Origin of the sequence: Sphingobium sp. LMC3-1-1.1 (assembly GCF_040676285.1) — a bacterium.
Classification (GTDB): Bacteria; Pseudomonadota; Alphaproteobacteria; order Sphingomonadales; family Sphingomonadaceae; genus Sphingobium.
In genome coordinates, this window is sequence record NZ_JBEGHQ010000067.1 from 77,457 (window position 1) to 90,947 (window position 13,491).

At 63.7% G+C, this 13,491-nt stretch carries 13 protein-coding genes; 12 read left to right on the forward strand and 1 reads right to left on the reverse strand.

Annotation, left to right across the window (positions count from 1 at the left end; genetic code table 11):
• Window positions 1-225: 225 nt before the first annotated feature.
• From MRBLMC3_RS20345 to MRBLMC3_RS20380, 8 genes are all read left to right on the forward strand, one after another.
• The gene (locus MRBLMC3_RS20345) at window positions 226-3,057 is read left to right on the forward strand and encodes a TonB-dependent receptor (protein WP_363831852.1); all 2,832 of its coding nucleotides are present in this window, start codon (window positions 226-228) and stop codon (window positions 3,055-3,057) included.
• A 65-nt stretch (window positions 3,058-3,122) separates the two neighbouring features.
• Entirely contained in the window at window positions 3,123-3,299 is a 177-nt protein-coding gene (locus MRBLMC3_RS20350) for a hypothetical protein (protein ID WP_363831855.1), read from the forward strand.
• A 307-nt stretch (window positions 3,300-3,606) separates the two neighbouring features.
• Window positions 3,607-4,476, forward strand: coding sequence for a cytochrome c oxidase subunit II (locus MRBLMC3_RS20355; protein WP_363831858.1), 870 nt, complete (start codon window positions 3,607-3,609; stop codon window positions 4,474-4,476).
• Window positions 4,476-6,194, forward strand: a complete 1,719-nt coding sequence (locus tag MRBLMC3_RS20360; RefSeq protein ID WP_133653177.1) for a cytochrome c oxidase subunit I — start codon at window positions 4,476-4,478, stop codon at window positions 6,192-6,194. Before MRBLMC3_RS20355 ends, MRBLMC3_RS20360 begins: the two co-directional genes overlap by 1 nt.
• The gene (locus MRBLMC3_RS20365; RefSeq protein WP_363737829.1) at window positions 6,191-6,781 is read left to right on the forward strand and encodes a cytochrome c oxidase subunit 3; all 591 of its coding nucleotides are present in this window, start codon (window positions 6,191-6,193) and stop codon (window positions 6,779-6,781) included. Before MRBLMC3_RS20360 ends, MRBLMC3_RS20365 begins: the two co-directional genes overlap by 4 nt.
• A 12-nt stretch (window positions 6,782-6,793) precedes the next feature.
• On the forward strand, window positions 6,794-7,489 hold the full coding sequence (locus MRBLMC3_RS20370; RefSeq protein WP_363737831.1) for a heme-copper oxidase subunit III family protein: 696 nt from the start codon (window positions 6,794-6,796) through the stop codon (window positions 7,487-7,489).
• A 5-nt stretch (window positions 7,490-7,494) separates the two neighbouring features.
• Window positions 7,495-7,848, forward strand: a complete 354-nt coding sequence (locus tag MRBLMC3_RS20375) for a cytochrome C oxidase subunit IV family protein (RefSeq protein WP_363737833.1) — start codon at window positions 7,495-7,497, stop codon at window positions 7,846-7,848.
• Between the two features lie 3 nt (window positions 7,849-7,851).
• Entirely contained in the window at window positions 7,852-8,523 is a 672-nt protein-coding gene (locus tag MRBLMC3_RS20380; RefSeq protein ID WP_363756117.1) for a c-type cytochrome, read from the forward strand.
• A 108-nt stretch (window positions 8,524-8,631) separates the two neighbouring features.
• Here MRBLMC3_RS20380 and MRBLMC3_RS20385 read toward each other — a convergent pair whose 3' ends face one another.
• Window positions 8,632-9,432, reverse strand: coding sequence for a DUF2189 domain-containing protein (locus tag MRBLMC3_RS20385; protein WP_363831861.1), 801 nt, complete (start codon window positions 9,430-9,432; stop codon window positions 8,632-8,634).
• A gap of 505 nt (window positions 9,433-9,937) precedes the next feature.
• On the opposite strand from MRBLMC3_RS20385, the gene MRBLMC3_RS20390 reads away from it, so the two are divergent.
• The 4 genes from MRBLMC3_RS20390 to MRBLMC3_RS20405 all read left to right on the forward strand — a co-directional run bounded on the left by MRBLMC3_RS20390 (window position 9,938) and on the right by MRBLMC3_RS20405 (window position 13,490).
• The gene (locus tag MRBLMC3_RS20390; RefSeq protein ID WP_363831864.1) at window positions 9,938-10,333 is read left to right on the forward strand and encodes a glutathione S-transferase N-terminal domain-containing protein; all 396 of its coding nucleotides are present in this window, start codon (window positions 9,938-9,940) and stop codon (window positions 10,331-10,333) included.
• Between the two features lie 32 nt (window positions 10,334-10,365).
• Window positions 10,366-10,668, forward strand: coding sequence for a glutathione binding-like protein (locus MRBLMC3_RS20395; protein ID WP_363832098.1), 303 nt, complete (start codon window positions 10,366-10,368; stop codon window positions 10,666-10,668).
• A complete protein-coding gene (gene arr / locus MRBLMC3_RS20400) occupies window positions 10,593-11,009 on the forward strand; it encodes an NAD(+)--rifampin ADP-ribosyltransferase (protein WP_363831867.1) in 417 nt (138 codons plus the stop codon). The genes MRBLMC3_RS20395 and arr overlap by 76 nt, the downstream gene beginning before the upstream one ends.
• A 222-nt stretch (window positions 11,010-11,231) precedes the next feature.
• Entirely contained in the window at window positions 11,232-13,490 is a 2,259-nt protein-coding gene (locus MRBLMC3_RS20405) for a molybdopterin-dependent oxidoreductase (protein WP_363756120.1), read from the forward strand.
• Window position 13,491 lies beyond the last annotated feature (1 nt).

The following is a 13,491-nucleotide window of genomic DNA, read 5'->3' on the forward strand; positions in this document are numbered from 1 at the left end:
CAATTCACGCCTAACGGCACAGCGCCGTCACCGACAATAGAGGGGTAATCCCGCCCCGACAGCGGCATTTCGGTCTGAATTATCCTGTATATTCAACAAAATTTACTCACTGATATATCAAAATATGAATTATATGATGTTTTTGGCTTGCATGAAATATCGATTGGCTGCATTCACGGCGAACAAGGGCGGCGGTCGACCGATCGCGCAAGAGGGAGAGGATGAATGAAGATCACCCGGATCATGTGCCTGTGCACGGCAGGTGCAATGTCTCTCATGCAGGCGTCGATGGCCTGTGCGCAGGCGGGAGGTGAGGCGACCACGCCGCCCCCCGGCTCGCCGGCACAGCCGCAGGACTCCTCTGATGCCGCAGCTGGCACGGCCCCGGCACAGGCCAGCAATGTCGAGGATATCATCGTCACCGGTTACCGCGCCTCGGCGGAGCGTGCCGTGGCGGTCAAGCGCGAGGCCGCGTCCGTCGTCGAGGCCGTCACCAGCCAGGATCTGGGCCGCTTCAGCGACGTCAACATCGCCGACGTCCTGCAGCGCGTGCCGGGCGTTCAGATCGAACGCAACGACAGCGGCACCGCGGGCGATCGCGCATCGATCCGCGGTCTCGGCCCGGGCTACACGCAAGTCACGATCAACGGCCGCGTTCCGCTGACCGGCGGCAACGAGGGCATCAACTCACTGCGCCAGGTCAATCTCGACGTGCTGCCGACAGAGGTCATTTCGGGCATGCTGGTGTACAAGACACCGACCGCCGACCTGGTCGAAAGCGGCATCGCCGGCGAGATCGACGTCCAGACGCTGAAGCCGCTCGACTATCGCGCGCCCGGTGGCGGCACGTCGTTCGGCAGCCTGACCGTCCGTGCCGACTATGACGACCAGACGAAAAACTTCATTCCCCGGATCAGCGGTGTCGTCGGCACCAAATTGCTCGACAACCGGCTGGGCGTCTATCTGTCGGGCCTGTGGTCGCACGGCGACACTTCCAGCTCCGAACTGTTTTCGCGCTTTGCCACTCGGGATTTGTCGTTCGACGATAATGCCGACGGCAGCATCGACCGTGTCGAGCGCGGCGTGCTGGTGCCCTCGCGCATCACGGCGTCGAAGAACGACGGGAAGATCAGCCGCCTGGCGTTCAGCAGCGGTCTTCAGTTCAAACCGAGCGATCAATGGGAAATCAACGTCGACGGAACCTATTCCAAGTTTCTGAACGAGCAGTTCCGGCCGACCAACGATCTCCAGCTTAACGGCGCCAGCAGCGTCTATGACGGGGTGGCCAGCCCCGGCGGCTATACCGTCCGTGACGGACGGCTGCTCGCATTCGATACGTCGAAGCTCGCCTATGCGGGAGGAACGGGCCCGGGCGTCACGCTGGATCCGCAGCCGCTGAAGTTCTTCAACAACCAGTATGCGATCGTCGCCGGCGGCAACATCAAGTATAACGGCGACGGTTTCCGCGCGAGCGTCGACTATGGCTATTCGAACGGTCGCTATGATCAGGATCTGCGGCTGTTCTTCGGCGGCACCAGCGCGCCGAATCGCAACGTGCAATTTGACGGCGTTCCAATGGTGCCGACGATTACGGGAGTGACCAACGTCGTCACGCCGCCGGGCGGCGTCTTCAACGGCTTCTTCGGGCGCAAATATTTCAACCGTTCGCATGCCCATGCGCTTCGCGGCGACATCGCCTATGACGTGGCACCGGATGTCGTGCTGAAGGCGGGCGTGCGCTATCAGGACACGACCATAAGGCTGCGCAGCACCTCGCTGTTCGTGCCGGCTCCCGATGCGGCTACCGGCTTCACTACCGCCATTTCCCAGCAGATGCCCGACGTGATCTTCAACGGGCAGGATGCCGGCTTCCTGACACGCTTCAATTTCGGGGTGCCGATCCCGTTCCTCGATTATCCGGCGGCCGCCAATCTGGTTCCCGCGCTGCGTGACGCGGCGATCGACAAGGAAGACGCGTCCTTCGCCATCACCGCGCATGAAAAGACGACCGCATTCTACGTGCAGGCCGATGGGAATGGCACCTGGGGCAATATGCCGGTCAAGGGCAATGTGGGCGTCCGGGCGGTCTACACCGATCTGACCTCGCGGTCGACGCAGAGCACGACGATCCTCAACGGCCTGAACGCGACGCTCAGCCAGACGCTGACGCCGACCAGCGACACGCATCGCTACTGGGAATTTCTCCCCTCGGCGAACCTCGACCTCAATCCCACCGACCCGCTGCATGTCCGTCTGGCCGTGTCCCGCGTGATGTCGCGCCCGGAATATGAGGATACCGCGCCACGCAACGCGGTCAGCTACTATGATCCCAACGATCCGCGCGTCGATCCCAGCCAGCGCGGCACCGCGACGCTCGGCAATACGAAGCTGAAGCCGCTGACGGCGTGGCAGCTTGACCTGGGGCTGGAATATTACACCCGCGGCGGCGGTGCGCTGTATCTCGGCGGCTTCTACAAGAAGGTCGACGACTTCATCCTGCGCACGGTGACCCTCGACACCACCATTCCGGCACAGGGCGCGACCCGCCTGGACGTGACGCAGCCCGTCAATGCATCGAACGGACGCGTCTATGGTGCCGAAGTCGGGTTGAACCAGCCGTTCAGCTTCCTGCCCGCACCGTGGGACGGGTTCGGCGTGCAGGCGAACTATACCTATATCAACTCGAAGATCACCATCGACAATGCCGCGTCGACCACCTCCTACGGCTTCCCGGGGGCATCGAAGCACAATGCCAACGCGATCGCCTATTATGAGAAGGGCCCGTTCGCGACCCGCGTCGCCTATGCCTATCGGTCGAGCTACTTCCAGGCGCTCGGCGGCGGCAACGATCGTGCTGCGCAGCCGACCTTCACCAAGGGATATGGTCAGCTCAACGCGAGCATCTCCTACCGTCCGATCGAGCATCTGGAGCTTAGCGTCACCGGCACCAACCTCACCCGTGCCAATCGTCGCGACTATATCGTCGATCCCGACATGTTCCGCTCGTTCATCCAGCGCAGCCGGACGATCGCCTTCGCCGTACGCGGCTTCTTCTGATCGACCGGACCCTCGCCAGGTTCTTCGGCATCGATATCGGGACGTCCGGCGTCAAAGCCATCGTCATGGATCCATCCGGGAAGACGCCGGGCGAGGGCGTGGGCGAGGGCGTGGGGGTGCTGCCGGTGCAGCGCCCCCGGGGCGCCCGCGCCGGCCAGATGCTCGGTGCCACTCTGCTGGGGGCGGACGACCGTCCGCTCCTATTTGCCTGCAATCGGGCACAGTTGGCCCCACGCCCCTGAGTGAAATTGCCATCCGCGCGGCTCCATACTGCGCGCATATAGCCACGCTCCCCCGGAAGGGCTCGATGCTCCGCCTCATCCCCCCTCAGACGCGGCAATCGCGGCATGGGGCGAGGTTTCCGCATCAGATGCGCGGCAAGATGAAGGATCCCTCGACATTCTGGAGGGGACGATATCGTCGGGCCCAACACTTTCACAACGCCGCGTTTTTCTGTAGACTGCGGCAAACGGTTATTATCCGAAGGCGACTCGTAAGGTCGACAAGCCGTTCGACCGGAGCCGCCTCACCATTGGTGGGAGAGGGCCTGTGCCGATTGCGGTCGCCATCGCCTTGCTGGTGTTTGGTTCGGTCGCCTTCCACTTGTTCAGTCCATGGTGGCGGACACCGATCGCGACCAATTGGGGTTCGATAGACTCCGCGCTCGACGTTACGCTGTGGATTTGCGCGGCGGCATTCGTCCTTCTCAACCTCTTCCTGGCCTGGGCGCTGGTGCGATATCGGCACCGGCCCGGACACCGCGCCCATTATGAACCGGAAAATAGTCGGCTCGAAAAACGGCTGACCTTCTGGACGGCAATCGGCATCGCCGGGATGCTGGCGCCAGGACTGGCTGCCTGGGGCAAATATGTATCGGTGCCCAAGGAGGCAACGATCATCGAGGCGGTGGGGCAGCAATGGCAATGGTCGTTCCGCTATCCGGGTCCCGATGGCGTTCTGGGTGCCGCAGCGGTCAAATATGTGACGCCGGACAATGTGCTGGGGCTCGATCCGCTCGACCCCTATGGGCGCGACGACCTGCTGGTCGAAACGGGCGACCTGCATCTACCCGTGGGCAAGCCGGTGAAGATCCTGCTGCGTTCCAAGGACGTGCTGCACGATTTCTATGTACCCGAATTCCGCGCCAAGATGGACTTGGTGCCCGGCATCGTCACCTATTTCTGGATGACACCCACGAAGACGGGGACGTTCGATATACTCTGCGCCGAACTGTGCGGCACGGGCCATCATGAAATGCGCGGCAAGGTGGTGGTCGATTCGCCCAGGGCCTTCGCCGCGTGGCAGGCGCAACAGAGCAGCTTCGGGCAGATACTGGCCGAGACGCCTCCAGCCGCCATGTCGATCCTCCTGATCAAGGCGAACGCCTGTTCAGTCCCCGCCTCCTGGAGCATTCGCTGATGGCTACCACCCTGGCCGACGATCTGCGCCCGCTGCATCATCCGCATAGTTGGGTCACCCGCTATGTCTGGAGCCAGGATCACAAGGTCATTGCCATCCAATATAGCGTGACCGCGATCAGCATCGGGCTGGTGGCGCTGGTCCTTTCGGCGCTCATGCGGCTGCAATTGGGCTTTCCGGGGGCCTTCCCGGCGATCCAGCCGGACAATTACCTGCAGTTCGTGTCGATGCATGGCATGATCATGGTCGTTTATCTGCTCACGGCCCTGCTGCTCGGCGGCTTTGGCAATTATCTGATTCCGTTGATGATCGGTGCGCGGGATATGGTCTTCCCCTTCGTCAACATGCTCAGTTACTGGCTGTACCTGCTTTCGGTGATCGTGCTGGTGGCGGGTTTCTTCGTGCCGGGCGGACCGACGGGCGCGGGCTGGACGCTCTATCCGCCGCAAGCGATCAGCGAAGGAACGCCGGGTCACCAATGGGGCATCGTCACCATGCTGGTCAGCCTGGCGATCTTTGTTGCGGCATTCACCATGGGTGGCCTCAACTATGTGACGACGGTGCTGCAGGCGCGGACGCGAGGCATGACGCTGATGCGGATGCCGCTGTCGGTGTGGGGCATTTTCACCGCTTCGGTCATGGGCCTTCTGGCCTTTCCGGCGCTGTTCGTCGCCGCGGTCATGATGCTGTTCGATCGTCTGGCGGGTACCAGCTTCTTCATGCCGGCGATGCAGTCGGCCGGCATGATCACGTCGACACAGGGGGGCAGCCCGCTGCTCTTCCAGCATCTTTTCTGGTTCTTCGGCCATCCGGAGGTCTATATCGTCGCGCTTCCCGCCTTCGGCATCGTGTCCGACCTGATCAGTGTCCATGCGCGGCGCAATATCTTCGGCTATCGCATGATGGTCTGGGCGATCGTCGTGATTGGCGCGCTGAGTTTCCTCGTCTGGGCGCATCATATGTATGTGAGCGGGATGAACCCCTATTTCGGTTTCTTCTTCGCCACATCGACGCTGATCATCGCCATTCCCACCGCGATCAAGGTCTATAACTGGATGCTGACCCTATGGCGCGGCAACATCCATATGCGCGTGCCGATGCTGTTCGCCATCGCCTTTATCTTCACCTTCATCCATGGCGGACTGTCAGGACTGTTCCTGGGCAATGTGAGCGTCGACGTACCCTTGTCGGACACCTTTTTCGTGGTGGCGCATTTCCACATGGTCATGGGCGTGTCGCCGGTTCTGGTAATCTTCGGCGCGATCTATCACTGGTATCCCAAGATTACGGGGCGGATGTGGAACGAGACGCTGGGAAAGCTCCATTTCTGGATCACTTTCCTCGGCGTCTACGCGATCTTCCTGCCGATGCACTACCTTGGCATATTGGGCGTGCCGCGCCGTTATTATGCGCTGGGGCAGGCCGACTTCATCCCGCCATCGGTGCATTTGGCCAACCAGTGGATCAGCATCGCGGCGCTGGCGGTGTTCGCGGCGCAGAGCCTGTTCTTCTTCAACATGATCTGGAGCCTGTTCCGCGGTCCGAAGGCCGATCCCAATCCCTGGGGCGCGGCGAGCCTGGAATGGCAGACGCCCCAGACACCGCCGGCCCATGGCAATTGGGGGCCGAAGCTGCCGGTCGTCTATCGCTGGGCCTATGATTACAGTGTCCCTGGCGCCGAGCGCGACTTCATCCCGCAGACCGAGCCGCGCGCATGAACCTCATCGCGCGCCTTTCCGAACGGAGCTGGGAACCGGCGAGCGACAGGCTGGACCCGTCGCATCGCCCCTCGGCGGGATCGGTCGGGCTGACCCTCTATGCGGTGGTGATGGCCGTCATGTTCTCGCTGCTGGTGGCGGCCTATGTCATGCGCATGGGGCTGCACGCGGCCATGGGTCATGCAGACGACTGGGCCGCGATGCCCGACCCGCCATTGCTGTGGATCAACAGCGCAGTGCTGGTCATGAGCAGCATTGCCTGGGAAATGGCCCGGCGAGCCGCGATCCGGGGCCGGGCGAGCATGGCGTCGCTCGCGGGCGGGGTGCTGGGGCTATGCTTCCTCGGCGGACAGTGGATGCTGTGGCGTCATTATCAGGCGGCGGGCTATTATCTGGCGACGAATCCGGCCAACGCCTTCTTCTATCTGCTGACCGCGCTGCATGGGCTGCATATCATCGGCGGGCTTGGCGCCGCGGGCTGGGTGCTGGCCTCGCGGAACCCGGGCCAGGTGCGACTGTGCGCGCTCTACTGGCACCTGCTGTTGCTCATCTGGATATTGATCGCCGTCTTGCTGCTGCTGACTTGAGGTTGTTGCGCCATGCTCCAGACCACGCAGGATCGTAGAGACAGGGAAGTCATCACCCCAGCCCTGCGCGAGATCGCGGCCGACTGGTCGGCGGATCAGGAGGTGTTTCGCCATACCCATTGGGGCAAGGCGATGATGTGGATCTTTTTGCTGTCGGATACCTTCATCTTCTCCTGCTTCCTGACCGGCTACATGACAATGCGCGCTTCGGCCGTGCTGCCCTGGCCCAACACGGCCGAGGTTTTCGCGCTCAACATCGGCGGACAGGACATTCCGCTCGTCCTGATCGCGATCATGACCTTCGCGCTCATCAGTTCCAGCGGCACGATGGCCATGGCCGTGAATTTCGGTTACCGGCGCGACCGCCGCAGAACGGCGGGGCTCATGCTGCTGACCGCGCTGTTCGGCCTCACCTTCCTCTCCATGCAGGCGTTCGAGTGGAGCAAGCTGATCTTCGAAGAGGGGGTGCGGCCCTGGTACAACCCCATGGGCGCGCCGCAGTTCGGTGCCTCCTTCTTCATGATCACCGGCTTTCACGGACTGCATGTGACCTGTGGGGTCATCCTGTTGCTGATCATCGCGTCGAAGGTCGCGCGCGGCGATTATGATCGCACGGGCGATTATAGCGCGGTCGAGATTGCGGGACTCTACTGGCATTTCGTCGATCTCGTCTGGGTCTTCATCTTCGCATTCTTCTACCTGTGGTGAGCTCCATGAAGCAGGATCTGTCCAATGCCGATGTCGGGGCTGTGCATGAAGGGGTGCATCATCCGATCAGCCTTTATCTGAAGGTCTGGGGCTATCTTTTCCTGCTCAGCACCCTTTCCTATCTGGTTGACTACATGCATGTGCAGGGGATCGTCCGCTGGACGTTGATCGTGCTGTTCATGTTGCTGAAGGCGGGGCTGATCCTGTCCATATTCATGCATCTCGCATGGGAACGGCTGTCCCTGATCTACGCGATACTGACGCCGCCGCTGGTGCTGCTGGTGCTGGTGCGGATCATGACGATCGAGGCGAACTACGCCTTCTGGACAAGGGCGATCTTCATGGGCGGGGGAGGCTGAACCATGGCGCGGATGCGTTGGGTGGTGACGGGGCTGTGTGTCGCGGGGGCCGCGGCGTCGCTCTGGAGCTTCAACTGGTTTTCAGGGCAACTCTATCCGCATGCCAGTGCCGGCGATCTTGCCTACAAGCCTGACGACATGCCGCCGCGCATAGATATGGCATCGGTGCAGCGCGACTGGCCGGCGAGCCTCGATGATCCGGCGGATGGCAATCGGCTGATCGCCTATCACCGCGACATGCGCGGGAAGGTTTCCCTGCCATCGACTGGCGCCGGGACCGGCGCCACCGCCGCCACGCCGCCGGCGGATTTGGGAACGCTGCTCGCCAGTGCCGATCCCAATGCGGGCAAGGCGAAGGCCCAGCTCTGCGCCAGCTGCCACGACTTCAGTCAGGGCGGGCCGAACCGGATCGGCCCCAATCTCTGGGGCGTGGTCGCCCGCCCGGTGGCGAGCCATGCGGGCTTTGCCTATTCGCCCGCGATGAAGGCGCATGGGGGCGCATGGAGCTATGACAAGCTGTTCGAATTCCTTGCCTCGCCGGGGCGGGACGTGCCGGGGACGAAGATGAGCTTTGCCGGGCTCCGCCGGCCCGAGGATCGAGCAGCGGTGATCCGCTATCTGGCGACCTTGGGGAATGGAGCGCCGCCTTTGCCAGCGCCGAAGAGCGCGAACTGAGTTAGGGCACGACGCTTCAGCGCCCATTCGGGCTGCGCTTGTTGAGGCGCAGCCCTTTCCTTCAGAAAAGCGAAGGGCCTGGACAGGCTCAGCCCGAACGGGTTCGGGTTACCGAACCACCGCCCGCGTGTAGAGATGCCAGGTCGCATAGCCCAGCACCGGCAGCACGATGGCAAGCCCGACCAGACCCGGCAGCGCGCCGAGGATCAGCAGCCCGACGACGATCAGCCCCCACATGGCGACCGTCACCGGATTGGCCCAGGCGACCCGTACGGAAGTGCGCAGCGCCACTCCCCAATTGGTCCGCTTGTCGATGATCATGGGAAAGGACACGACGCTGACCGCCAGGGTCACGATTGCGAAGCCGAGGCCGACCAGATTGCCGACGATGATCATCTTCCAGCCCTCGACCGTGCCGAATACCGCGTTCAGGAAGACACCGACCGAACTGACCGCTTGGGGACCGAGCTGGCCGACAGTGGCGTTATAGATGAGCCACGCTGCACCGAGCCAGGCCAGGAACAGCAGGGCGGTGATGCTGGTAAGGTCGAAGAGCGCGGGCGCCGACGGTCCGCGCACCACATCCAGGAAATGCCGCCAGCGACTGTCGAGTCCCTGTTCGCGGCGTCGCGCCAGTTCGTAGAAGCCGCTCGCCAGGGCCGGGCTGAACAGGATGGAGCCGGCGACCAGCGGGAAGAGCAGCGGCAGTATCGACACGCGGCTGGCCATCAATATGGCCATCAGCACCACTGCGGGATAGATGAAACCGATGAAGATCAGGTCGCCCCGCTTGGCCTGGAAATCGTCCCAGCCCTGTTGCAGTGCGATCTTCAGATCAGGCAGTCCGATCCTGCGAATCTCATATTCGTCACGAGACGATGCTTTTTCACCTGGATGAGCAATTGCCATGGCCGCTCTCCCTTTGAAGCTCGCCATGACGAGCGTCCGGCTTGTCCTGCCCTCTGTCGGGACCGGTGCGCGATGCAGTCCATGTTGGAGCCTGCCCAGGGCATCGTCCCGGCATGAGGAAACGCCTCATGGCCAAGGCGAAGAGTACATCTTTCCGCCGGCTTTGGACAGGGGCTGATCGCGGTCGAAACGTACATGCCGGCCCGCGGCTTCCAGCGCCACCGACAGCCCCTGGAGGCGTGCCGGCAAGCGGCGGCAGCCGTTGCGGTCAATCAAGCGCAAGCTCATCGGTTGAACCCCGGGTCGCATGAACCTGATATGCATTGCGACAAGGCAGGATGATCCGCGCACATTCGCAACTAACTGTCTGGTTGCGATACATTATTGGCGCAATATAGCACGTCATCGACTTTGGTCATAAGATCGTCCTGTGTCGGCGGCTTGCGAAGAGGATTGGCGGGTGCGGGCATAACATCGACCCACGGCTTCGAACCGGAGATTGCCCATGAGCGACCTGATCCTGACCACATATGACTGGGTGCCGGAGATGCCACGGGGCCTTGTGCGCGACCTTCGGGTGCGCTGGGCGCTCGAAGAGGCAGGATTGCCCTATCGGGTGGAAAGCACGCCGTTTCGCGATCGCGGCCCCGAACATTTCGCGGCGCAGCCCTTCGGCCAGGTGCCGTGGCTGACCGACGGCGACCTGACCCTGTTCGAGAGCGGCGCGATTCTGCTGCATCTGGCGGACAAGAGCCCGGCGTTGATGCCGCAGGACGCGCGGGTCGGGCCGAAGTCCTGTCATGGGTCATCGCCGCGCTCAATTCGGTCGACCTGCCGTGCCAGCCATGGAGCCTGTTCCGGTTCATGGGATTGCCCGGCGAAGCACCCGAGGCGAAGATGATCGACAAATTCCTGAAAGCCCGGCTCGACCGAATGGATGCGGTTCTCGTCGATCGCGAATGGCTCGTTGCGGGCCGCTTCACGGTTGCTGACCTGCTCATGGCGGATGTGATGCGGCAGGTCGATCGGTTCGACGGGTGTCCGATCACGCGGCCTGTCGCGACTTCCTCGCCCGTGCCACGGCGCGACCGGCGTTTGAAAAGGCGCATCGTGACCAGATGGCTCACTTCGCCGCCGCCGATGTGGCCTGAGAACGCGCCATGTACGCCAAGGACGTTCCCGCCGGGACCATCTTCTATCACGGAACCAAGGCCAATCTCGTCATCGGCGACCTGATCGCGCCGGGGTTCGAGAGCAATTTCGTCGAACGGGGGCTGAAGCACGTCTATTTCGCGGCGAAGCTCGAAGCGGCCACATGGGGCGCGGAACTGGCGAGGGGTGACGGGAGGGGTCGTATCTTCATCGTCGAGCCGACCGGCCCGTTTGAGGATGACCCGAACCTCACCGACAAGAGGTTTCCCGGCAACATGACCGCCTCGTACCGATCGACCGCGCCGCTGCGGATCACGGGCGAACTGGAAGATTGGGTCGGCCATGCTCCCGAGCAAGTCAGGGAGATGAAGGACAATCTCGCCCGCATGAAACGCGAGGGCACGGACACGATCATCGAGGACTGATGCGCCGAAGGCCGGAGCGCGGCAGAAAACTCCAGGCCCGAGCGGCCCAGGGCCGGATGGCGGCGCATCCTTGGCGCAGCCTCTCCATCAGGGGCCGCGGCAGGAGAAGGCCACGATTCCTGATAAGGACAAGCCCACCCGGCACGCCACTCCTGCATTGTCCGAAAGGACGAGGCGACCGCCCAGCACCCGGTTCATGATCCGGGCTGGGAGATTAAATCGATGGCGCTGCAAACATTCCCCCGAATTTGCCCGACCTGCGAGGCCAGCTGCGGGTTGGTCATCGAAGCCGATCCCGACAGTGGCGTGGTCGGCCGGGTGTCCGGTGATCCGGCCCATCCGTCGAGCAAGGGCTATGTCTGCCCGAAGTCGCAGGCGATCAAGGCGCTGCGCGAGGATCCCGACCGGCTGACGAGGCCGCTGATTCGCGATGGCGAGGGCTTCCGCGAGGCGAGTTGGGAAGAGGCGCTGGACTTTGCGGCGGCCGGGCTCAGGCGCGTCGTGGCTGACCATGGGTCGAGCGCGCTGGGCATCTATCTGGGCAATCCCACGGCGCACGTCGCCGCGTTGCAGTTGGTCGGAGGGTCGCTGCTCTCCGCCATGCCGGCGCAACTCACCGGGGCGGCCGCGATCGACAACTTCGCGCGCAACATGGTCGACGCCTATCTCTATGGCGATATCGGCAATGTTCCCGTACCCGACGTGGACCGTACCGAATTCTTCCTGATCTTCGGCGCCAACCCGGCCGTGTCGAATGGCAGCATGTTCGGCGCCCCCGGCATGCCCGGTCGGCTCAAGCGGTTGCGCGCCCGCGGCGGGCGGCTGGTGGTGGTCGATCCGCGCCGCACGCCCACTGCCGAACTGGCCGACGACCACTTCGCCATCCGTCCGGGCACCGACGCGCTGCTGGCGCTGGCGCTGATCGACACGCTGTTCCGCGAGGGGCTGGTGCGCCTTGGCCGCCTGGAAGGGCACGTGTCGGGACTCGACGAATTGCGCGCCGTCGCGGCGCAATTCCCGGCCGAGCGCGTCGCCCCTCTCACCGGCATCGCAGCGGAGCGCATCACCCAGTTGGCGCGCGACTTTGCCGCCGCCGGCAGTGCCGCCGCCTATAGTCGGGTCGGCATCAATACCCAGAGCTTCGGCACGCTCGGCGTCTGGGCGATAGACTGCCTCAACATCCTCACCGGCAATTGCGATGCCGAGGGTGGGGTGATCTTCCCCGAGGGCAGCCTGCCGGTCTTCACCCGCGATCCCTATGTCGGCGATCAGCCGCCCCATGGTCGCTGGCACTCGCGCGTCTCGGGCGCGCCGGAACTGGGCGCCACCATGCCCACCCACGCCATGTGGGAGGATGTCGAGACGCCGGGCCCCGGTCGCATCCGGGGCATGACGATCATCGCGGGCAACCCCGTACTGTCCAACCCCAATGCCGGCCGCGTCGCCGCCGCCCTGGACAGCCTGGAGTTCCTGGTCGCGGTCGACATCTACCTCAACGAGACGACGCGCTTTGCCGACGTCATCCTGCCGCCGGGCGATCACCTGCGCCACAGCGAGTTCACGCTGATCTGGAACAACTGGATGGTGGAGGACGTGATCTCCTGGTCGCCGCGCATCCTGCCGCCCGATCCCGACGGACGCACCGACTGGAGCATCATCAACGGCCTCGCCGCCCGCTTCATCGGCATGGACGAGGCCGCTTACGACCTGCGCTGCGCGGTGGAATATCTGTCGCGCCAGGCACCGCAATTGCCGCGCCTGCCCGCCGGGGCGGACCTGGCCGGGCTCCTGGCCAGCGCTGATGGCGAGGACTGGCCCGAACGCATCTTCGATATCCTGTTGCGCGGCGGCAAGAACGGCGACGGCTTCGGCAGCCATCCCGGCGGCCTGTCACTGGCCCGGCTGCGCGAAAGTCCGGCCGGGATTTCCCACGGGCCGATGCAGCACGGACGCCTGCCGCAGGCGATCGCCACCCCCGACGGCAAGATCGCGCTGGCGGCCGCTCCGTTCCTTGCCGATATTCCCCGGCTGGAGCAGGCGATCGACGATGGCAGGTTCGCGCACGGTACGCTGCGCCTGATCGGTCGGCGCGAGATGCGCTCCAACAATAGCTGGATGCACAATCTGCAGCCGCTGGTGAAAGGGCCGAAGCGCTGTACGGCGATGATCAGTCCGGCCGATGCCATCCGACTCGGCATCGACGAAGGCGACGAGGTTCGGTTGCGCTCGCGGGTTGGCGAGATCACGCTGCCCGCGCGCATCACCGACGAAGTGGGGATCGGCACGGTATGCGTGCCGCACGGCTGGAGCGAGGCGCTTGACGGCTCGCGCCTGGGCCTCGCCCACAGCCTCGACGGCGCCAATTACAACCGGCTGAGCGACGACGCCGAATTCGACGTGCCGAGCGGCTGCGCCAGCTTCAATGGCACGCCGATCGTCGTGGAGCTGGCAAGGACCATCGCGCAGCAGGACGCGGCTTGAA

Bases quoted from the DNA above. Each gene is read 5' to 3' on its own strand.
- MRBLMC3_RS20345 (WP_363831852.1), top strand. From the start codon at position 226: ATGAAGATCACCCGGATCATGTGCCTGTGCACGGCAGGTGCAATGTCT.
- MRBLMC3_RS20350 (WP_363831855.1), top strand. From the start codon at position 3,123: ATGGATCCATCCGGGAAGACGCCGGGCGAGGGCGTGGGCGAGGGCGTG.
- MRBLMC3_RS20360 (WP_133653177.1), top strand. From the start codon at position 4,476: ATGGCTACCACCCTGGCCGACGATCTGCGCCCGCTGCATCATCCGCAT.
- MRBLMC3_RS20365 (WP_363737829.1), top strand. From the start codon at position 6,191: ATGAACCTCATCGCGCGCCTTTCCGAACGGAGCTGGGAACCGGCGAGC.
- MRBLMC3_RS20370 (WP_363737831.1), top strand. From the start codon at position 6,794: ATGCTCCAGACCACGCAGGATCGTAGAGACAGGGAAGTCATCACCCCA.
- MRBLMC3_RS20375 (WP_363737833.1), top strand. From the start codon at position 7,495: ATGAAGCAGGATCTGTCCAATGCCGATGTCGGGGCTGTGCATGAAGGG.
- MRBLMC3_RS20380 (WP_363756117.1), top strand. From the start codon at position 7,852: ATGGCGCGGATGCGTTGGGTGGTGACGGGGCTGTGTGTCGCGGGGGCC.
- MRBLMC3_RS20385 (WP_363831861.1), bottom strand. From the start codon at position 9,432: ATGGCAATTGCTCATCCAGGTGAAAAAGCATCGTCTCGTGACGAATAT.
- MRBLMC3_RS20390 (WP_363831864.1), top strand. From the start codon at position 9,938: ATGAGCGACCTGATCCTGACCACATATGACTGGGTGCCGGAGATGCCA.
- MRBLMC3_RS20395 (WP_363832098.1), top strand. From the start codon at position 10,366: ATGGATGCGGTTCTCGTCGATCGCGAATGGCTCGTTGCGGGCCGCTTC.
- arr (WP_363831867.1), top strand. From the start codon at position 10,593: ATGTACGCCAAGGACGTTCCCGCCGGGACCATCTTCTATCACGGAACC.
- MRBLMC3_RS20405 (WP_363756120.1), top strand. From the start codon at position 11,232: ATGGCGCTGCAAACATTCCCCCGAATTTGCCCGACCTGCGAGGCCAGC.